At 62.1% G+C, this 20,983-nt stretch carries 16 protein-coding genes, 1 tRNA gene and 1 pseudogene; 10 read left to right on the top strand and 8 right to left on the bottom strand.

All coding sequences use genetic code 11. The features are described from left to right. Window positions 1-28: 28 nt before the first annotated feature. From NVV94_RS12950 to NVV94_RS12915, 8 genes are all read left to right on the top strand, one after another. On the top strand, window positions 29-1,675 hold the full coding sequence (locus NVV94_RS12950; protein ID WP_258447506.1) for an APC family permease: 1,647 nt from the start codon (window positions 29-31) through the stop codon (window positions 1,673-1,675). Window positions 1,676-1,730: 55 nt separating this feature from the next. Continuing rightward, on the top strand, window positions 1,731-2,669 hold the full coding sequence (locus NVV94_RS12945) for a 4-hydroxyproline epimerase (protein ID WP_258447505.1): 939 nt from the start codon (window positions 1,731-1,733) through the stop codon (window positions 2,667-2,669). A gap of 78 nt (window positions 2,670-2,747) precedes the next feature. After that, the gene (locus NVV94_RS12940) at window positions 2,748-3,695 is read left to right on the top strand and encodes a dihydrodipicolinate synthase family protein (protein WP_258447504.1); all 948 of its coding nucleotides are present in this window, start codon (window positions 2,748-2,750) and stop codon (window positions 3,693-3,695) included. A gap of 246 nt (window positions 3,696-3,941) precedes the next feature. After that, complete coding sequence (locus NVV94_RS12935) at window positions 3,942-5,519, top strand: aldehyde dehydrogenase (NADP(+)) (protein WP_258447503.1); 1,578 nt, start codon at window positions 3,942-3,944, stop codon at window positions 5,517-5,519. Between the two features lie 3 nt (window positions 5,520-5,522). Next, window positions 5,523-6,809, top strand: coding sequence for an FAD-binding oxidoreductase (locus tag NVV94_RS12930; RefSeq protein ID WP_258447502.1), 1,287 nt, complete (start codon window positions 5,523-5,525; stop codon window positions 6,807-6,809). 209 nt (window positions 6,810-7,018) lie between these two features. Then, window positions 7,019-7,585, top strand: coding sequence for a GNAT family N-acetyltransferase (locus tag NVV94_RS12925; RefSeq protein ID WP_258447501.1), 567 nt, complete (start codon window positions 7,019-7,021; stop codon window positions 7,583-7,585). A 103-nt stretch (window positions 7,586-7,688) separates the two neighbouring features. Continuing rightward, window positions 7,689-8,069, top strand: coding sequence for a RidA family protein (locus NVV94_RS12920; RefSeq protein ID WP_258447500.1), 381 nt, complete (start codon window positions 7,689-7,691; stop codon window positions 8,067-8,069). Window positions 8,070-8,292: 223 nt separating this feature from the next. Beyond that, window positions 8,293-10,293 carry a U32 family peptidase gene (locus NVV94_RS12915; RefSeq protein WP_258447499.1) on the top strand — a complete coding sequence of 667 codons (2,001 nt, stop codon included), beginning with the start codon at window positions 8,293-8,295 and terminating at the stop codon, window positions 10,291-10,293. Between the two features lie 238 nt (window positions 10,294-10,531). Here NVV94_RS12915 and NVV94_RS12905 read toward each other — a convergent pair. Both NVV94_RS12905 and NVV94_RS12900 read right to left on the bottom strand, forming a co-directional pair. Beyond that, a tRNA-Gln gene (locus NVV94_RS12905) sits at window positions 10,532-10,606 on the bottom strand. A 53-nt stretch (window positions 10,607-10,659) separates the two neighbouring features. Next, window positions 10,660-10,767: pseudogene (locus tag NVV94_RS12900) on the bottom strand (4-(cytidine 5'-diphospho)-2-C-methyl-D-erythritol kinase); the annotation flags it as partial. Window positions 10,768-10,983: 216 nt separating this feature from the next. Between NVV94_RS12900 and NVV94_RS12895 the strand changes: the two are divergent. Continuing rightward, entirely contained in the window at window positions 10,984-11,775 is a 792-nt protein-coding gene (locus NVV94_RS12895; protein WP_258447498.1) for an SDR family oxidoreductase, read from the top strand. A gap of 88 nt (window positions 11,776-11,863) precedes the next feature. Further along, on the top strand, window positions 11,864-13,354 hold the full coding sequence (locus NVV94_RS12890) for an FAD-dependent oxidoreductase (RefSeq protein ID WP_258447497.1): 1,491 nt from the start codon (window positions 11,864-11,866) through the stop codon (window positions 13,352-13,354). Between the two features lie 84 nt (window positions 13,355-13,438). Here the strand turns inward: NVV94_RS12890 and NVV94_RS12885 are convergent, their stop codons facing one another. From NVV94_RS12885 to hutU, 6 genes are all read right to left on the bottom strand, one after another. Next, on the bottom strand, window positions 13,439-14,368 hold the full coding sequence (locus tag NVV94_RS12885; RefSeq protein ID WP_258447496.1) for an electron transfer flavoprotein subunit alpha/FixB family protein: 930 nt from the start codon (window positions 14,366-14,368) through the stop codon (window positions 13,439-13,441). Then, entirely contained in the window at window positions 14,369-15,118 is a 750-nt protein-coding gene (locus tag NVV94_RS12880; RefSeq protein ID WP_258447495.1) for an electron transfer flavoprotein subunit beta/FixA family protein, read from the bottom strand. Window positions 15,119-15,192: 74 nt separating this feature from the next. Next, a complete protein-coding gene (locus tag NVV94_RS12875; protein WP_258447494.1) occupies window positions 15,193-16,620 on the bottom strand; it encodes a cytosine permease in 1,428 nt (475 codons plus the stop codon). 92 nt (window positions 16,621-16,712) lie between these two features. After that, the gene (locus NVV94_RS12870) at window positions 16,713-17,855 is read right to left on the bottom strand and encodes an acyl-CoA dehydrogenase family protein (RefSeq protein WP_258447493.1); all 1,143 of its coding nucleotides are present in this window, start codon (window positions 17,853-17,855) and stop codon (window positions 16,713-16,715) included. Next, the gene (locus tag NVV94_RS12865) at window positions 17,845-19,011 is read right to left on the bottom strand and encodes a CaiB/BaiF CoA-transferase family protein (protein WP_258447492.1); all 1,167 of its coding nucleotides are present in this window, start codon (window positions 19,009-19,011) and stop codon (window positions 17,845-17,847) included. Before NVV94_RS12865 ends, NVV94_RS12870 begins: the two co-directional genes overlap by 11 nt. A gap of 25 nt (window positions 19,012-19,036) precedes the next feature. Beyond that, window positions 19,037-20,716 (bottom strand): urocanate hydratase, encoded by a 1,680-nt coding sequence (gene hutU / locus NVV94_RS12860; RefSeq protein WP_258447491.1) that lies wholly within the window; start codon window positions 20,714-20,716, stop codon window positions 19,037-19,039. Between the last annotated feature and the right edge of the window lie 267 nt (window positions 20,717-20,983).

The raw sequence follows: 20,983 nt of genomic DNA, 5'->3' as shown, positions 1-20,983 counted from the left end.
ATCAAATAACCCACAAGAAGGCGACGCTATGTCAGGCAAAGGCAAGTTCAAAAAACAACTTTCATTGATAGACCTTACGTTTATCGGACTGGGAGCCATCTTCGGCTCGGGCTGGTTGTTCGCAGCCAGTCACGTTTCCGCAATCGCGGGGCCGGCAGGCATCTTTTCCTGGCTGTTGGGCGGGTTTGCCGTACTGCTGTTGGGCATTGTCTACTGTGAACTGGGCGCGGCGCTGCCGCGTGCCGGTGGCGTGGTTCGCTATCCGGTGTACTCCCATGGCCCATTGCTCGGCTACCTGATGGGCTTCATCACGCTGATTGCATTCTCAAGCCTGGTGGCAATCGAAGTGGTTGCCTCTCGCCAGTATGCCGCCGCATGGTTTCCCGAGCTGACCAAAGCCGGCTCCAGCGATCCTACGGTCCTTGGCTGGCTCTTACAGTTTGGCCTGCTCTGCCTGTTCTTCATGCTCAACTACCGCAGCGTGAAAACCTTCGCCAAGGCCAATAACCTGGTCAGCGTGTTCAAGTTCATCGTCCCGCTGCTGGTCATCGGTGTGCTGTTCACCTTCTTCAAGCCGGAAAACTTCCAGGTCCAGGGTTTCGCTCCATTCGGCCTTTCGGGCGTCGAGATGGCCGTTTCCGCCGGCGGCATCATCTTCGCTTACCTGGGGCTTACGCCAATCATCTCGGTGGCCAGCGAAGTGAAGAACCCGCAGCGCACCATTCCGATTGCACTGATCCTGTCCGTCCTGCTCTCCACCTTGATCTATGTGTTGTTGCAGATGGCCTTCCTCGGCGGCGTGCCCACCGAGATGCTGGCCAACGGCTGGGCCGGCGTCACCAAGGAACTTGCCCTGCCTTATCGCGACATCGCCCTGGCCCTGGGCGTGGGTTGGCTGGCCTACCTTGTGGTCGCCGACGCGGTGATCTCCCCCAGCGGTTGCGGCAACATCTACATGAACGCTACACCGCGAGTCATCTATGGCTGGGCGCAAACCGGCACCTTCTTCAAGGTCTTCACCCGCATCGACGAAAAGTCCGGCATCCCGCGCCCGGCGCTGTGGCTGACCTTCGCCCTGTCGGTGTTCTGGACCCTGCCCTTCCCCTCCTGGGAGGCCCTGATCAACGTCGTATCCGCCGCGCTGGTACTGAGCTACGCCGTCGCTCCGGTGTCCGTGGCCGCACTGCGCCGCAACGCTCCCGGTATGCCGCGCCCCTTCAGGGTCAAGTGGATGAGCGTACTGGGCCCGCTGTCGTTCATCATCGCCTCGTTGATCGTCTACTGGTCGGGCTGGAACACCGTGTCCTGGCTGCTCGGCCTGCAGATCCTGATGTTCGTGGTGTACCTGCTGTGCGGCCGCTTTGTGCCGACCACGCTCCTGAGCCTGGCCCGGCAAGTACGCTCATCCTTGTGGCTGATCGGCTTCTATGCCGTGACCATCGTGCTGTCCAAGCTCGGTAGCTTCGGTGGCCTGGGCGTACTCAGCCATCCGTTCGACACCCTGGTCGTGGCGGCCTGTGCGATGGGTATCTATTACTGGGGCGCGGCGACCGGCGTGCCGGCGCACCTGGTCCGTCTGGAGGCCGAGGACGATGAAAGCGAAGCAGGACTGGCAGTCGCCGACACTGCCGCGGGCCTGCGTCCCGTTGGTGCGCACGTCCAGGCTTCGTCCTGAGATTAATGCAACCACAGTGTTTCGAAGTCTTTGTCCTCTGCTAATGGATAGGTTAATGAAACAAGTACATATCATTGATTCCCACACCGGCGGCGAACCCACTCGCCTGATGATGAAAGGCTTTCCCGAGCTGCCCGGCAACACCATGGTCGAGAAGCGCGATGCCCTGCGCGACCAGCATGACCAATGGCGTCGTGCCTGCCTGCTGGAGCCCCGTGGCAACGATGTGCTGGTAGGCGCCCTGTATTGTGAACCGGTCTCGCCCGATGCCACCTGTGGCGTGATCTTCTTCAACAATGCCGGCTACCTTGGTATGTGTGGTCACGGCACCATCGGCCTGGTCGCCTCGTTGCACCACCTGGGGCGCATCAGCCCCGGTGTTCACAAGATCGATACTCCGGTCGGCCCGGTCAGCGCCACGCTGCATGAAGACGGCGCGGTGACCCTGCGCAATGTGCCCGCCTACCGCTACCGACAACAGGTGCCGGTCGAAGTCCCCGGACACGGCCGCGTGTACGGCGATATCGCCTGGGGCGGCAACTGGTTCTTCCTGGTTTCCGATCACGGGCAGGTGTTGCAGCTCGACAACGTAGAAGCCCTGACCGAGTTCACCTGGGCGATGCTCAAGGCCCTGGAGGCTCAGGGCATCTTTGGTGAAGACGGCGCGCTCATCGACCATATCGAGCTGTTTGCCGACGACGACAAGGCCGACAGCCGCAACTTCGTCATGTGCCCGGGCAAGGCCTACGACCGCTCGCCCTGCGGGACCGGCACCAGCGCCAAACTGGCGTGCCTGGCGGCCGATGGAAAATTGGCCGCCGGTGAGCGCTGGGTACAGGCCAGCATCACCGGCAGCCAGTTCGAAGGCCGCTACGAATTGGAAGGCGAATGGGAAGGCGAGCGCATCCGCCCATTCATTACTGGCCGAGCCTACATGACCGCCGACAGCACGCTGCTGATCGACGAACAGGATCCCTTCGCGTGGGGCATTTGAGCCACCACACCGGATACCGCCCACGCGGCCCCTATACCCCCCAATAGACCTCAATGAATGCTTCAAGGAGTTACAACAATGAGCGATAACATCTTCACTGGCTGCATTCCTGCGCTGATGACCCCCTGCACCGCCGAGCGCAAACCAGACTTTGACGCCTTGGTGGCCAAGGGTCGCGAACTGATCGATATCGGCATGAGTGCCGTGGTTTACTGTGGCTCCATGGGCGACTGGCCCCTGCTCACCGAAGCCGAACGCCAGGAAGGCGTGGCGCGCCTGGTCGCCGCTGGCATCCCGACCATCGTCGGTACCGGTGCCGTCAATACCCGCGAGGCAGTCTCCCACGCAGCACATGCGGCCAAAGTCGGCGCCCACGGCCTGATGGTCATCCCTCGTGTTCTTTCTCGTGGTGCCTCACCGGCCGCGCAGAAAGCCCACTTCGCCGCCATCCTGAAGGCCGCCCCAGGGCTGCCGGCGGTGATCTACAACAGCCCTTACTACGGCTTTGCCACCCGTGCCGACCTGTTCTTCGAACTGCGCCGCGAGTACCCGAACCTGATCGGCTTCAAGGAGTTCGGTGGTGCTGCCGACATGCGCTACGCCGCCGAGCACATCACGTCCAAGGACGATGACGTCACCCTCATGGTCGGTGTCGATACCCAGGTGGTGCATGGCTTCGTCAACTGCAACGCCACGGGTGCCATTACCGGCATCGGCAACGCGCTGCCGCGCGAGGTGCTGCAACTGGTGGCCCTGAGCAAGCAGGCGGCCAAAGGCGACGCCAAGGCTCGCCGCCTGGCCAGGGAACTGGAGTCTGCGCTTGCCGTACTGTCTTCCTTCGACGAGGGCACAGACCTGGTGCTCTATTACAAGCACCTGATGGTGCTCAATGGCGACAAGGAATACACCCTGCACTTCAACGAGACCGATTCGCTCAGCGATTCTCAGCGTCGCTACGCCGAGAACCAGTACGCGTTGTTCCGCCAGTGGTACGCGAACTGGTCGAAAGAGCAGAACGTCGCCTAACGTTTCTCGCCTTACGCAGCGCCCTGTAGCCGCTGCCGACAGGCTGCGCTGGAGTCCCGCAGGGGCTCCCCGGCGATCTTGAGAAATTGCGCCTGCTGCGCAGGCGAGCGTCGCAGCGGCGCACCGAGCCTTCGGCAGCGGCTACATGGGCCGCCATTTGCCCACAGATAGCGCTGCCCGATGAGGGGCAAGACGGTATCTACAGGCGCGTGGCGCTCCTCCAATCCCAGTTATCCAGGAAACGTCATGACTCTGACAGGCAAAATGCTGATCGGCCAGCAAGCCATAACCGGCAGCCGCGAAGCGATCCGGGCGATCGATCCAGCAACCGACAAACCGCTCGAGCCGGCCTATCCCGGTGGCTCCTGTGAGCATGTTGAACAAGCGTGCGCATTGGCGTGGGCAGCCTTCGACAGCTATCGCGAGACGCCATTGACGGCACGCGCCGAATTCCTCGAAGCCATTGCCGATGAGATCGAAGCCCTTGGCGATGAACTGGTCGAGCGCGCCATGGCCGAAACAGGCCTGCCGCGCCCACGCATCCAGGCTGAACGTGGCCGGACCTGCCAGCAACTGCGAACCTTTGCCCGCACCGTGCGTGCCGGCGAGTGGCTGGATGTACGGGTCGACACCGCGCTACCGGAACGCCAGCCCCTGCCGCGCCCTGACCTGCGCCAGCGCCAGGTGCCGCTGGGGCCGGTGGCAGTGTTCGGCGCCAGCAATTTTCCGCTGGCCTTCTCCGTCGCCGGTGGCGACACCGCTTCGGCACTGGCCGCCGGTTGCCCGGTGATCGTCAAGGCCCACGGCGCTCACCCCGGCACCAGCGAATTGGTTGGCCGAGCCGTGGGCCGTGCCGTGGAAAAATGTGGCCTGCCCGAAGGCGTGTTTTCGCTGTTGTTCGGCTCCGGGCGCGAAGCGGGTATCGCCCTGGTCAGCGACCCGCGCATCAAGGCCGTGGGTTTCACCGGCTCGCGCAGTGGTGGCATCGCCTTGTGCAAGGCTGCCCTGGCGCGTCCCGAGCCAATCCCTGTGTATGCGGAAATGAGCTCGATCAACCCGGTATTGCTCTTCCCGGCTGCCCTGCAGGCGCGTGGCGAAGCGCTGGCGCAGGGATTCGTCGCCTCCCTGACCCAGGGCGCCGGCCAGTTCTGCACCAACCCGGGCCTGGTGATTGCCCGTCAAGGCCCGGCCCTGGACCGTTTCATCACCGCTGCTGCGGACCTCGTCCAGCGCAGCCCCGCGCAGACCATGCTCACCCCCGGCATCTTCAACGCCTATGAGGCCGGCGTGAGCTCGCTGGCCGAGCACGCCCACGCACAGGTGGCGGCCGCAGGCCTGAGAGGCGAAGACCCGAACCAATGTCAGGCCCACCTGTTCGTAACCCGGGCGCGGGATTTTCTCACCGACCACACCCTGCAGGCCGAAATGTTCGGCGCCGCGTCGCTGATCGTGCAATGTGCCGACGACGACGAAATCCGCCAGGTCATCGAGCACCTGGAAGGCCAACTGACCGCAACCCTGCACCTGGATGACGCCGACCTGGAGAACGCCAGGGCGTTGGTGCCTACGCTGGAGCGCAAGGCCGGCCGCCTGCTGGTCAACGGCTGGCCAACGGGCGTTGAGGTGTGCGATGCCATGGTCCATGGCGGTCCCTTCCCGGCAACCTCCGACCCGCGCACGACCTCGGTCGGCACCGCCGCCATCCTGCGCTTCCTGCGTCCGGTCTGCTACCAGGACTTCCCGGATACCTTGTTGCCTGCCGCGCTGAAGCACAGCAACCCGCTGCAGCTGCGCCGCTTGCTCGACGGCCAGAGAGAGGCCTAGGAAATGTCGAATTACTTCACTTCAAGCAACCCGCACGACAATGCGGACATTGCCGTGGTCGGCGCCGGCATCATCGGCGTCGCCTGCGCCCTGCTGCTGGCACGCCAAGGCCTGCGGGTAGTGGTCATCGACCAGCAGGACCCAGGCTACGGCGCCTCGTTCGGCAATGCCGGGCATCTGGCGACCGAGCAGGTGTTTCCGATCGCGGACCTGTCCATCCTCAAACGCCTGCCCGCCATGCTCATGGACCCGATGGGGCCTCTGCGCCTGGACTGGAAATACATGCCGCGCGCCTTGCCCTGGTTCATGCGCCTGTTGTTGAACCTGCGACCGGCGCCGTTCCAACGCACCGTGGCCGGCATACGCGCGCTCAACGAAAGCAGCCTTGGCGCCTGGCACCGGCTGCTGGAGTCGATCGCTCGCCCGGACCTGCTAAAGGAAGACGGCTCGTTGCTGGTATTCGAGCGCCCCGACTCGTGCCAGGCGGTCGAAGCGCTACAGATGCGCATGCGCCAACAACAAGTACCGGTCGATTTATGGCAGGCCAAGGCCGTACGCGAGGTCGCCCCGCAACTGAGTGAGCGGATCCAGGGCGGGCTGTTCTTTCCTCGCACGGGGCATTTTCTGGACCCCTACCGGGTCGTCTGCGAACTGGTACAGGCCGCCAAGGCCAGCGGCGTGCATTTCATCAAGCAACAGGTCCGGGACGGACACCTGCATGAGAGCGGCGTCTCGCTGGTCACAGGCCAGGGCGGTTTGACGGCCCGCCAGGTACTGATCGCCTGCGGCGCCCATTCAGCCAAGCTCACCGCAGCGCTTACCGGCAAGAAGGTACCCCTGGATACCGAGCGCGGCTATCACCTGATGTTGCCCCATGAGCACGAGCGGCTGCCTTTCGCAGTCACCTCGCTGGAGCGCAAGTTCATCATGACCCCTATGGCCGATGGACTGAGGTTGGCAGGCACCGTCGAGTTCGCCGGCCTCGACCGCCCCCCGACCATGGAGCGCGCCTGGCAGTTGCACCGGCTGAGCAAAGGACTGTTCAGCCGCGACTTGAACGCTGAAGCTGCCACGCCCTGGATGGGCTTGCGACCGTCCTTGCCCGATTCCCTGCCGATCATCGACAGGGTGTGCAACGGCAAGGTACTGCTCGCCTTCGGCCACCAGCACCTGGGCCTGACTCAGGCAGCGGTCACTGCCGAGCTCATCGCCCAAATAGCTTCACCTGCGACTGTTGCCAGGCCTCACGGGTTGCCGGCGATCGAACCCTACAGGCTGGATCGGTTCTGAGGGGGGATGTACCTGGTTCGAGGCTTGACGCCAACAGACCAGCCTACCTCCTCACCCGTCAAGCTCGACGGTTTAATTACCTGAATGCGCCCCCTCTTTATCTGATCTCGCCACGCCCCGCGGCTTGGCAGGCGAGCCCTCGACAGCGCATTGAAACGCCTCGAGCATCCACGCTATAAGAAGAGCCAATTTCTTATGGAGTCATGTGAATGACCGTTGAATTTCGTCCGGCCCAGCGCTCGGATGCGCGTGAGATTGCTCGTTTGTTCCAAATTACTTCTGAGGGGGCATCGGATTACATCTGGAGCCAGTTGGCGGAATCGGGACAAGATTTGTTGGACGTGGGCGCCATCCGTTACGCCCGGGAAGGGGTGGATTTTTCATACCAGAACTGCCTCATCGCAGAAGCAGAAGGACGCGTTATCGGCATGATGCATAGCTACGTGATGCGTCACGATCCCACGGCCGCTCCGGTGACCGACCCGGTACTGGCACCTTATGCCGACATGGAAATCCCCGACACCCTCTATATTTCAAGCCTGGCGCTCCACGACGGCTGGCGAAACCAGGGCCTGGGGGTGCGCTTTCTCAAGCATGCTCAGCTGCGCGCCGATGAACTGGGGCTTAAAGGCCTGAGCCTGATCGACTACGCCGCGAATACCGGCGCCCGGCGTTTTTACGAACGGCAGGGTTTCAGTGTCGTCAAAGCCTGTCAGATCACTCCCCATCCGATGATTCGGGTCACCGGTGAAGCCTATCTCATGCATCGGCCCTAGCGCCGACTTTGCCAAGCGGGTTAAAAAAACTGATCGATAAATGCCAGACCCTTCGTCATACGCTTAAACTGGCCCCCTTTACCACCTCGATCAAGAGATCCCCATGGCAAACTACGACCTCACCTTCCTCCCCGACCCCGATCCGGAATCCATCTCCTCCGACGTCGCCGGTTTTGGCGGCATGCTGGTCTCCACCCAGATCCCCACCCGCGCCGACGGCAGCCTGGAGCTGGGCGGCATTATCGAGCAGAGCGAGTGCACCCTGCAGGCGCTCAAGGTAGCGCTGGAGCGCGCCGGCAGTTCCATGGACCGGGTCCTGCACCTGACCATCTACCTCACCGACATGGCCGACCGCGCCGCCTTCAACGAGGTCTACCAGCGCTTCTTCGCCAAGCCCTGGCCGGTTCGCGCCGCCGTCGGCGTGGACGCCCTGGCGGTCGAAGGCATGCGCGTGGAGGTCACGGCAATGGCAGCCAAGGGCTGAGTTCAACGACATCCAACCCTGTGGGAGCGGATTCATCCGCGAAGGACTGCGTAGCAGTCCCATCTTCAGGGCCTCGCTGCGACCCTTCGCGGATGAATCCGCTCCCACAGAGTTCGCGCATCGCGGGCAAGTCGGAGCCGCCACCGGGCAGCATACGGGTGCCGGTCAAGCGTTTCGCCGCTACAATGCGCGCCTTGACCGTGACAAGCCTGGTTAGAAAAACATGTCCCTACCCAAACATCACCTGGAACTGCTCAGCCCCGCCCGCGACGTGGCCATCGCTCGCGAGGCCATCCTGCATGGCGCCGACGCCATATACATCGGTGGCCCGAGCTTCGGCGCCCGCCACAACGCCTGCAATGAGGTGAGCGATATCGCCCAGTTGGTGGAATTCGCCCGTCGCTACCACGCCCGGGTGTTCACCACCATCAACACGATCCTGCACGACGATGAACTGGAGCCGGCCCGCAAGCTGATCCACCAACTGTACGATGCCGGCGTCGACGCGCTGATCGTCCAGGACCTGGGCGTGATGGAGCTGGACATCCCGCCGATCGAGCTGCACGCCAGCACCCAGACCGACATCCGCACCCTGGCGCGGGCGAAGTTCTTCGACCAGGCCGGTTTCTCCCAACTGGTACTGGCCCGCGAGCTGAACCTCCAAGAGATCCGCGCCATCGCCGACGAGACCGATGCGGCGATCGAGTTCTTCATCCACGGCGCGCTGTGCGTGGCTTTTTCCGGCCAGTGCAACATCTCTCACGCGCAGACCGGCCGCAGCGCCAACCGTGGCGACTGCTCCCAGGCCTGCCGCCTGCCCTACACCCTGAAAGACGACCAAGGCCGCGTGGTCGCCTACGAGAAGCACCTGCTGTCGATGAAGGACAACAACCAGAGCGCCAACATCCGCGCCCTAGTCGAGGCCGGCGTGCGCTCGTTCAAGATCGAGGGGCGCTACAAGGACATGGGCTATGTGAAGAACATCACCGCCTACTACCGCCAGCGCCTGGACGATGTCCTCGAGGACCGCCCGGACCTGGCCCGCGCGTCCAGCGGCCGCACCGCGCACTTCTTCGTGCCCGATCCGGACAAGACCTTCCACCGCGGCAGCACCGACTACTTCGTCAGCGAGCGCAAGGTCGACATCGGCGCCTTCGACTCGCCGACCTTCACCGGCCTGCCGGTGGGCGTGGTGGAGAAGGTCGGCAAGCGCGACCTGCAGGTGGTTACCCATGAGCCGCTGTCCAACGGCGACGGGCTCAATGTGCTGGTCAAGCGCGAGGTGGTGGGCTTTCGTGCCAACATCGCCGAGCCCAGGGGCGAGTTCGAGGAAGATGGCGAGAAGCGCTACCGCTACCGCGTCGAGCCCAACGAGATGCCCAAAGGTCTGCACCAGCTACGGCCGAACCACCCGCTGAGCCGCAACCTGGACCACAACTGGCAGCAGGCCCTGCAAAAGACCTCGGCCGAGCGCCGCATCGGCCTGGCCTGGGTCGCCCGCCTGCGTGAAGAGCGCCTGGAACTGACCGCCACCAGCGAGGAAGGCGTCAGCGCCAGCGTCGCCCTGGACGGTCCGTTCGGCGTAGCGAACAAGCCGGAACAGGCCCTGGAGCAACTGCACGACCTGCTCGGCCAGCTGGGCACCACTCAGTACCACGCCACAGCGATTCAGCTGGATGCAACCCAGGCGTATTTCATCCCCAACTCGCAGCTCAAGGCCTTGCGCCGCGAAGTCATCGAAGCGCTTACCGCGGCCCGCATTGCCGCCCATCCACGTGGCGGGCGCAAGGCCGAGACCGATCCGCCACCGGTGTACCCGGAGTCGCACCTGTCGTTTCTGGCCAACGTCTACAACCAGAAGGCCCGCGACTTCTATCACCGTCACGGCGTCAAGCTGATCGATGCGGCCTATGAGGCCCACGAGGAAACCGGCGAAGTGCCGGTGATGATCACCAAGCACTGCCTGCGCTTCTCCTTCAACCTCTGCCCCAAGCAGGCCAAGGGCGTCACCGGCGTGCGCACCAAGGTCGCGCCGATGCAGCTGGTGCACGGCGACGAGGTGCTGACGCTGAAGTTCGACTGCAAGCCCTGCGAGATGCACGTGATCGGCAAGATGAAGGGCCACATCCTTGACCTGCCGCAACCGGGCAGCGCGGTAAAGCAGATCGTCGGCCACATCAGCCCCGAAGACCTGCTCAAGACCATCCCTCGCGCCCCCCACTGAGTGATGGGCGAGCGCGCCGCTACGGCGCCGCGCTCGCCCGCTCGGCTAATGACTGGCGCAGGCGCGTGGAGGCCGTACCCGCAAGTCGGCTGAATGTTAGAGACGTCACCCAGAGGGATATGCAACTGACACAAGAAACGCCGGGCCGGATCGGAGTTGGCGTTCCTGGTAAAGACAATCATCCTGGACTCGCGCAATACCTGCCGGCTGAGTTACACCTGGATGACTATAAGGAAAATGGCAGGGGCGGCTGGATTCGAACCAACGCATGGCAGGATCAAAACCTGCTGCCTTACCGCTTGGCGACGCCCCTGTATCTGTTGCTACGAGTGCCCAGCACTCTCTCTTGATTTTGCAGCTTGCGGGCAACATTGAGATGTTGCTCCCTTTCGCTACAAGCCCTGTAAGGGCCTCTGCAGGCGTGCGCGGAAATTTATCAACTTTCGCTTCGTCTGGGAAGCCCCAAAACACACAAATTAGTTTGAAAACAGCCACTTACTGTTTAAGGCACTCTCTCATCCATGAAAAACCCAGCTAAATGGCCATTTAGCTGGGTTATAGGTTAGCGCCTGCTGTTAACGGTACCCGTTGCTGTCATACCCCGTTACTAGTCCAGTCGGACGAAGAGCCTGGTTTCAGACCGTTCGTATGATGAAACGGCGAACAAATCACTCTCACAGGGGCATTTCAATGCTAATGCGAAACAAAGTTGTCGTGGTGTCGGGCGTAGGTCCGGGCCTGGGGGTCAAACTTGCGATCCAGGCCGCACGCGAAGGCGCGCATGCGGTCGTCCTCGCCACACGTACCGCATCGAAACTGGATGAGGCTGAACGCCGGGTTCTGGAACTGGGCACCGACTGCCAAGTACTGAAGGTGGTGACCGACATTACCGACAAGGCGCAGTGCAAGCACCTGGCGGAGCAAACCATCGAACGCTTCGGCCGTATCGATGCCTTGGTGAACAGCGCTTTTGTACATGGCAACTTCCCCGAGGCAGTCGAGGGCGCCGACCTGGATGTCTGGCGCGAGGTCTTCGACACCAACGTGCTCGGTACGATGAACCTGACACAGGAAGTCGTGCCGTTCATGAAAAAACAGGGCAATGGCGCGATTGTCATGATCAATACCCAGGCCACGCGCAAACCCTTTCCTGGCGAATCCGGCTATGCAGCGTCCAAAGGCGCACTCGCGGTGGCCGTCAAGTACCTGGCCAGGGAACTCGGACAATATGGTATCCGCGCCAACAGCATCTACATGGGTTGGATGTGGGGAGCGCCGGTGCAGGGCTATGTCCAGCACGCAGCGGCCGAGCACAACGTGCCGGAAGCCCAGATCATCGCACCGATCGCCGCCACCATCGCACTCGGACGCATGCCCACCGACGATGACTGCGCCAAGGCTGCGTTGTTCCTTGTATCCGATTACGCCAATGCAATCACTGGTGCGGCACTCGACGCCAACGGCGGCGACTTCATGCCCTGACCGCCCGGAGCCATCCTCTGGCTCACGCTTTATATCGATACGACGCCGAATGTTGACCCGATAAATACAAGAAAAAAGGACGGTGTACATGTCAACCAGTTTCTCTGCTTCACATCCCTGTCGAACCCACCAGGTCCCCCAGTGGGATGTTGAAACCGATGTCGTCATTGTCGGCTTTGGCGCTGCGGGCGCTTGCGCCGCCATCGAAGCCGCCGGTGCTGGCGCGGCCGTGACGCTTCTGGAAGCGGCCTCCGGCAACGGGGGCACCAGCGCCTTGTCGGGGGGCGAAATCTATCTTGGCGGCAGCGGCGGCACGCCCGCTCAGCGAGAGGCCGGCTTCAGCGACGACACCGAGGACCTTTTTCGCTACTTGATGATGGCAGGCGGCGTCGACGCCGACGAGTCGAAGGTCTGCCTCTACGCGGAGAACAGCCTTGGCCACTATGAGTGGCTGGTCGCACAAGGGGTCAAGTACAAAAACACGTTTCTACCGGAAAAAATGCTGGAGCCGGTGACAGACGACTGCCTGATCTGGTCTGGCAGCGAAGAAGCCTGGCCGTTTTCCGAGCAGGCCAAGCCATGCCCCCGCGGCCATACGCCCCAATGGACCGGCTGGGGCGGCGGGCGCATGCTCATGGACGCGCTGGCCGCTCGTGTCGAGCAACTGGGCGTGGATATTCGCTATGACAGCCGGGTGCTCACCCTGGTTGCCGATGACGCTAACAACGTCCACGGCGTGGTGGTTCGAATCGGCGGCCAGATTCGCTTTGTACGGGCCCGAAAAGGCGTCATCTTGTGCGCCGGCGGCTTCGTGATGAACCGTGACATGGTCAAGCGCCATGCGCCGCTCCTGCTGCGCTCCAATGACCCCATAGGAACGCCTGGCGATGACGGCACGGGCATCCTCCTGGGGATGAGCGTGGGGGCCGCGTCGATTCACATGGACGAGGCTTTTCAGAGCCTGCCGTTCTATGCCCCCGAATCGTTGGTAAAAGGCATTTTCGTCAATGAGCGCGGCCAGCGTTTCATTAACGAAGATTGCTATCACGGACGCGTTGGCCATCACATCATGCGGCAAACGGGTGATCGGATTTATCTGCTCGTCGACAACTCGTCCTACACGCCACCGACGGAAATGACACGCATCGACATCGCCGCCGCCGGAGAAACCTGGGAAGAGGTAGAGCGCGATCTTGGCTTGCCTGAAGGCGCTTTGGTCAACACGGTTGTCCTGTACAACCGCCACGCGGCCCACGGCCAAGATCCCTTGTTCCACAAAGCCGAAAAATGGCTCAAGCCACTCATTGAGCCGCCCTTCGTCGCGCTGGATTGCCGAGTCGATTATGCGTTCTATCCGCACTTTACCCTGGGAGGATTGGACACGCTGCCCACGGGCCAGGTGCTTACCGAGAAGCGTGAGCCCATCAACGGCCTGTATGCAGCCGGGCGCACCGCCTGCGGGTTGCCCCGCTGGGGCGGTGGCTACAGTTCTGGCATGTCTCTGGCCGACGCTACTTTTTTTGGGCGCCAGGCGGGGTTGAGCGCCGCAAAAGGTGAAAAGATGGGTGATTGTCGCTAGGGCCTCATCGCGGGCAAGACCCGCTCCTGCAGGATCAATGGTGCCATGGAGCGGGCTTGCCCGCGATGGGCTGCAAAGCAGCCCCTAAAGGGCCGACTCCAGTTCAGGAACAGCCTCGAACAAATCAGCCACCAAACCGTAATCGGCCACCTGGAAGATCGGCGCCTCTTCGTCCTTGTTGATCGCGACGATGATCTTCGAGTCTTTCATGCCGGCCAGGTGCTGGATCGCGCCGCTGATGCCAACGGCGATGTACAGCTGCGGCGCGACGATCTTGCCGGTCTGGCCGACCTGCATGTCGTTGGGGACGAAACCGGCGTCGACCGCTGCGCGCGAGGCCCCTACCCCCGCGCCCAGCTTGTCGGCCAACGAATAGAGGTGCTTGAAGTTGTCGCCGTTCTGCATGCCGCGCCCGCCCGAGACGACGATCCTGGCAGCGGTCAGCTCCGGGCGGTCGGACTTGGCCAGCTCTTCGCCGACGAAGGACGATTTGCCTGCGTCGTGCGCAGCAGCGACGGCTTCAACCGCAGCCGAACCCCCTTCTGCGGCAACGGCGTCGAAACCGGTGGCACGTACGGTGAGCACTTTCACGGCTGCCGAAGACTGCACGGTCGCGATGGCATTACCAGCGTAGATCGGACGCTTGAAGGTGTCGGCCGATTCAACGGCGATGATCTCGGAGATCTGGTCGACGTCCAGTTGCGCGGCAACGCGCGGCAGGATGTTTTTGCCGTTGGAGGTAGCCGGAGCCAGGATGTGGCTGTAGCCAGCGCCCAACTCTGCAACCAGAGGAGCAACGTTTTCCGGCAGCTGGTGGGCATAGGCTGCGTTATCGGCAACCAGTACCTTGGCAACACCAGCGATTTTTGCAGCGGCTTCAGCCACGGCACCAACGCCTTGACCTGCTACCAGCACGTGAATGTCGCCACCGATTTTCGCGGCTGCAGCAACGGTGTTCAGGGTTGCCGGGGCAACTGCACCATTTTCGTGTTCAGCGATAACCAGGATAGTCATTTAGATTACCTTCGCTTCGTTTTTCAGTTTCTCGACCAGTTCAGCAACCGACTTGACCTTGATACCGGCGCTGCGAGCAGCCGGCGCTTCGACTTTCAGGGTCTTGTTGGTGGAGGCGGTGGAAACGCCCAGCGCGTCTGGAGTGACGGTTTCCAGCGGCTTCTTCTTGGCCTTCATGATGTTGGGCAAGGAAGCGTAGCGTGGCTCGTTCAGACGCAGGTCGGTGGTGACGATGGCTGGCAGGCTCAGGGAAACAGTCTGCAGACCGCCGTCGACTTCGCGGGTCACGTTGGCCTTGTCGCCGGCGATTTCCACTTTCGAGGCAAAGGTGCCCTGGGCGAAACCGGTCAGCGCGGCCAGCATCTGGCCGGTCTGGTTGTTGTCGCTGTCGATGGCTTGTTTGCCCAGGATCACCAGCTGAGGCTGCTCCTTGTCGACAACGGCCTTGAGCAGCTTGGCCACGGCCAGGGAATTAAGCTCGTCAGCGGACTCGACGAGGATGGCGCGATCGGCACCCAGAGCCAACGCAGTACGCAACTGCTCCTGGGCAGTGCTCGGGCCGACGCTGACGACGACGATCTCGCTTGCAACGCCTTTCTCTTTCAGACGCACGGCCTCTTCTACAGCGATCTCGCAGAAGGGGTTCATGGACATTTTGACGTTGGCAAGGTCGACGCCGGAGTTGTCCGCCTTGACGCGAACCTTGACGTTATAGTCGACCACTCGTTTGACGCTTACCAGCACCTTCATTGCTATCTCCACACGCTGTGTATAGTGATTTTGGCAGTGGCGGCCCTACCCGGCCGCCCTGCAGTGATCGTGGATCAGACCGCACTGGATTCTTGCGGAAGAATCAGTTGCGCGGGAATCCGTTGCAGCGACCTGCGCGCCACCAGGTAGTAAATCAGGCCGGGCAGCGTCAGCCCGATCAGCCAGGAAATGTCTGTTCCTCCAAGAGGCTCGACCAATGGGCCGGTGTAGAAGCTGGTGGCAATGAACGGCAACTGGATCACCACGCCAATGGCATAGATCACGATACCCGGGATGTTCCAGCGACCGTAACGTCCGTCCGGATCAGACAGGGCCGGAATGTCGTAGCGCTCCTTGGTCACCAGATAGAAGTCGACCAGATTGATCGCGCTCCAGGGCGTGAAGAAGGCCAGCAGGAACAGGATGAAGGCGGAGAAATCGTGAAGGAACGAATGCCGCCCCAGCAGCGCCAGTGCCGTGGCCAGCCCCACCATGACCAGGATGTAGGCCATGCGCAGGCTCCTGGATATTTCCTGGTTACCGCGAAAGCCGCTGACGATCGTTGCCAGCGACATGAAACTGCCGTAGGCGTTGAGGGTTGTGATGGTGACCTTGCCGAACACGATACTGAAGAACAGCAATGACGCGACGACGCCGCTGGCACCCATGCCGACGATGTACGAGACCTCGTGGCCGGCAAACTGGTCGCCCGCAAGGGCCGCGACAAAAACGCCGAAGACCATGGAGATCTGTGTTCCGATGACCGAGCCCAGGCCCACGGCGAGAAAGGTCTTCCAGGCTGAAGTCTTTCTTGGCAGGTAACGCGAATAGTCAGCCACATAAGGGCCGAAGGCAATCTGCCAGGAGGCCGACAGCGAGATCGCCAGCAAAAAGCTGCTCAACGAAAAGTGTCGGTTGCCGAGCAGTTCGCCGATGTCATGGGCTGACAATAACCGATAGAACAGGTAGAAGAAGGCCACCACGCCAATCAGGCTCGACAGCCGCCCGATCAAGTGAATGGTCCGGTAGCCCAGCACCGTCAACACGACGATCATCGCCGCGAAAATGAGAATGCCGGTGGCATCGCTGACATTGACCAGTTGGCCGATGGCCTGGCCTGCCAGCACCGAACCACTGGCCGAAAAGCCCACGTACATCAAGCACACCAGCACGATCGGTATCACCGCGCCAAAGACGCCGAATTGCACGCGGCTGGAGATCATCTGCGGCAGCCCGAGCTGTGGCCCCTGGGCCGCATGCAGCGCCATGATCGCCCCGCCGAGCAGCTGCCCGATCAACAGGCCTATCAGTGACCAGAACACATCCCCGCCCAACACCACGGCAAGGGCGCCGGTGACGATGGCGGTGACTTGCAGGTTGGCACCGAACCAGAGGGTGAATTGGCTGAGCAGTCGGCCATGGCGTTCCGACTCAGGGATGTAATCGATGGATCGCCGTTCTATATACGTCTTGCGCTGCGCACTTTCTTTGGAGGCGGACATGGCGGTTCCTCTCGGGCGTCGTGGATACGACAACCTTCTCGTGGTCAACAGGGAGTGAGGCCTGTGCAACAGGCCCCGGTTTTTTCGCTCGGTCAGCGTTGGGCTTCGAGCAGGCTTCGCGAAATAATGATTTTCTGGATTTCCGAGGTGCCCTCGAAGATCCGCAGGATCCGCGCGTCGCGCACGTAGCGCTCCAATGGCAGGTCGCGGATGTAGCCGTAGCCGCCATGCAGCTGCAGCGCGGCATCGGTAACGAAGCCGGCGCACTCGGCCGCAACCAGTTTGGCAGTGGCCGAATCCAGGCTGAAGCGCTCACCGCTGTCGCGTCGTGCCGCGGCTTTCCAGGTCAGCATGCGGGCGCTTTCCAGCTGCGCGTACATATCGGCCAGGCGCCACTGGGTGCCTTGATAGGCCGCGAGCGGCTTGGGTCCGATCTGCCGCTCGCGCACCCAGTTCAGGCTCGCTTGCAGCGCCGCGTTGGCGATACCCAGTGACATGGCCGCGACTTCCACCCGGCCGCGATCGAGAACTGCCATGGCCGTGCTGAAGCCGGCACCTTCGCTGCCGAGCAAGGATGACTCGGGCAACCAGCAGTCCAAGGCCAGCTCATAGATCGTGCTGCCGCGCAGGCCCATGGTTTTTTCCGGGCTGGAGAAGCTGATCCCGGCGGTGCCCTTGGGGATCATGAAGGCGCTGATGCCCTTGTGACCCGCCTCGGCATCAGTTTTGGCATAGAGCACGATAAAGCCGGCTTCGCGGGCGTTGGTGATGTAGTGCTTGCTGCCACGTATTCGCCAGCCACCGTCTTCGCGTTGCGCCCGGCAGCGCATGTCGGCCGGGTTGGAGCCAGCGGCAGGCTCGGTCAGGGCGAAGGCGCCCAGCAGTTCGCCGCTGGCGGCGCGGGGCAGCCATTCCTGTTTCTGCGCTTCGGTACCGCCGATCAGGATCGAATCGGTCGCCAGAAAGTGCGCGGTCAAGGCCGATGCGGTCGAAGCACAGGCGCCTGCCACGGCTTCGACCACGCGGCTCATTGCCAGGCTGCCAATGCCCAGGCCGCCATATTGCTCGGGCAGGTTGATGCCCATGCCACCCAGTTCGGCCAGTGCCTGCAGGCTCTCGGCGCAAAAGGTTTCGGTTTCGTCATAATGCTGGGCGCGTGGCTGGATCACCTCGCGAGCAAGCTTCTCAGCCGTTTCGACAACGGCCAGTTCAACCTGATCCAATTCAAAGTTCATGGGAAAGCTCCTGTTTGTGCAAGCCAAATGCCTGATTGTCTGCGCCCAGACGCGGGGCAATGGTGGTGGCATGGGGTTTGTGGCCGTTGAAGAACACCGGTTGTGGTACCAATGGCAACGCTGAGCCCTCAGGCCGAATCAGCAATTGGCGCACCTGTGCCTGTTCACTTTCGGCGGCCTGGGCGAGATTCCATACCGGAGAGGACGGCACGCCTGCATCGAGCAGGATTTCACAGGCCTGATCGACGCTCAGTCGGCCCGTCCAGGCTTCGATTTCAGCGCGCAACGCGGGCTCGTTCAGCGTGCGCTGCGGGTCATCGGCAAAGCGTGGATCGAGGCCAAGCCCAGGCTGGCCTATGCACTCGCACAGACGCAGGAACAGCTTGTTGCTCGCCACGGCGATGACCACCAGGCCGTCGGCGGCGCGGTAAGTGTCGAAAGGCGTCGAAACCGGATGGCGATTGCCGATCAGGCCCGGCGCCACGCCATTGGCGAAGAGGTTGGAAAGGCCAGTCATTTGCAGACTGAACAACACATCGAACATGGCGACATCGATGTATTGCGCACCTGGCGCATGCCGCTCGCGGGCAAAGAGTGCCGAACTGATCGCCCAGGCGGCATAGACACCGGCACACAGATCACCGATGGCCTCGCCGCTGCGGGTTGGCCCGGCCTGGGCAAAACCGGTGACGCTCATCAGCCCGGACATCGCTTGGGCGACGATGTCGTAGGCCGGGTTGCGCGACAGTGGGCCGTGCTGGCCGAAGCCGGAAATGCTCGCGTAGATCAGCTTGTGGTTGTATTGCTTGAGTGTGTCGAAGTCGATCCCCAGGCGCTGGGTCACACCGGGGCGGAAGTTTTCGACGACGACGTCGGCCTCGCGGACCAGTTCATACAACCGCGCACGCTCGGCGGCGGCCTTGAAGTCGATCTCGACACTGCGCTTGCCACGATTGATCAGGCCGAAATAGACACTCTCGCCACCCTTGAACGGGCCCAGGTGGCGACTGTCGTCACCGTGCTCGGGCACCTCGAACTTGATCACATCGGCGCCCAGGTCCGCGAGCATTGCGGTGCAATGCGGGCCGGCCAGTACGCGGCTCAGGTCCAGTACGCGAACGCCCTTGAGCTGTTGGGTAAACGGGCTGCTGGTCATGTTGCAGACTCCTCGGTTGTGGGGCTCACGCTTTGCCGATCATGGGCAGGTTGATGCCCTGCTCTTTGGCGCAATCAATTGCAATCTGGTAACCGGCATCAGCGTGACGCATGACACCAGTAGCCGGGTCGTTGTGCAGTACGCGGGCAATACGCTCGGCCGCTTCGTCGGTACCGTCGCAGACGATGACCATCCCCGAGTGCTGGGAGAAGCCCATACCGACGCCGCCGCCATGGTGCAGGGAAACCCAGGTCGCGCCGCTGGCGGTGTTGAGCAGGGCGTTGAGCAGTGGCCAGTCGGACACGGCGTCGGAGCCATCCTGCATCGCTTCGGTTTCACGGTTCGGGCTCGATACGGAACCGGAATCGAGGTGGTCACGGCCAATCACGATCGGTGCCGACAGCTCGCCGCTGCGCACCATTTCGTTGAAGGCCAGGCCCAGCTTGGCGCGCAGGCCCAGGCCAACCCAGCAGATACGTGCCGGCAGGCCCTGGAAGCTGATGCGCTCGCGCGCCATGTCCAGCCAGTTGTGCAGGTGGGCGTCGTCCGGGATCAGTTCCTTGACCTTGGCGTCGGTCTTGTAGATGTCCTCGGCGTTGCCCGACAGTGCTGCCCAGCGGAACGGGCCGATGCCACGGCAGAACAGCGGACGGATATAGGCCGGTACGAAGCCGGGGAAGTCGAAGGCGTTTTCCACGCCTTCTTCCTTGGCCATCTGACGGATGTTGTTGCCGTAGTCGAAAGTCGGGATGCCTTGCTTCTGGAAGTCGAGCATGGCCTGGACGTGGACGGCCATGGATTGCTTGGCAGCCTTGACCACCGCAGCCGGTTCGGTCAGGGCGCGGTCGCGGTACTGTTCCCAGGTCCAGCCAGCCGGCAGGTAGCCGTTGAGCGGATCGTGGGCGCTGGTCTGGTCGGTGACCATGTCGGGGCGCACGCCACGCTTGACCAGCTCCGGCAGGATTTCGGCGGCGTTGCCGAGCAGGGCGATGGAGATGGCCTTGCCTTCCTTGGTGTATTTGTCGAGGCGTGCCAGCGCATCGTCCAGGTCGGTGGCTTGCTCATCGACGTAACGGCTGCTCAGGCGGAAGTCGATGCGGCTTTGCTGGCATTCGATGTTCAGCGAGCAGGCACCGGCCAGGGTGGCCGCCAGTGGCTGGGCGCCGCCCATGCCACCCAGACCCGCGGTCAGGACCCACTTGCCTTTCAGGTTGCTGTTGTAGTGCTGGCGACCGGCTTCGACGAAGGTTTCATAGGTGCCCTGGACGATGCCCTGGCTACCGATGTAGATCCAGCTGCCGGCGGTCATCTGGCCGTACATGGCCAGGCCCTTGGCATCCAGTTCGTTGAAATGCTCCCAGGTGGCCCAGTGCGGCACCAGGTTGGAGTTGGCGATCAGTACGCGCGGGGCGTTGCTGTGGGTCTTGAACACGCCGACCGGCTTGCCCGACTGCACCAGCAGGGTTTCGTCGTCGTTGAGGTTGGTCAGGCTCTCGACGATCTTGTCGTAGCACTCCCAGTTACGCGCCGCGCGGCCAATGCCACCGTAAACCACCAGCTCTTTCGGGTTTTCGGCCACTTCCGGATCGAGGTTGTTCATCAGCATGCGCAGCGGCGCTTCGGTCAGCCAGCTCTTGGCGGTGAGCTTGTTACCGCGAGCGGCACGGATTTCAACATCACGCAGGCGGGTGGTCTTGGTAGTCATGGTCATCTCCTCACTCAGTGGATAGCGGGTTGGCGGAGCGGCACGAATACGTACATATATGCTTATACCAACCTGTATGTACAAGTAGTTGCAAGTGAAGGGCCAAATCAGGTTTTCGCCACACCTGAAAAATTCAAAAACTAAATAATTTTCTTTTATTTCAAATAGTTAAAATTTTTAAGAAAAATGGCACGCGCGCTGTACGGTCGAATTTTCTGTTGCAACTTTTCGCGAAACCGGTACGAGGCGTGATGTTTGGTAACACTT

This window comes from Pseudomonas sp. LS1212, from assembly GCF_024741815.1.
Classification (GTDB): Bacteria; Pseudomonadota; Gammaproteobacteria; order Pseudomonadales; family Pseudomonadaceae; genus Aquipseudomonas.
The sequence above is the reverse complement of the archived record's forward strand: the minus strand, read 5'-3'. Positions and strand labels throughout refer to the sequence as shown.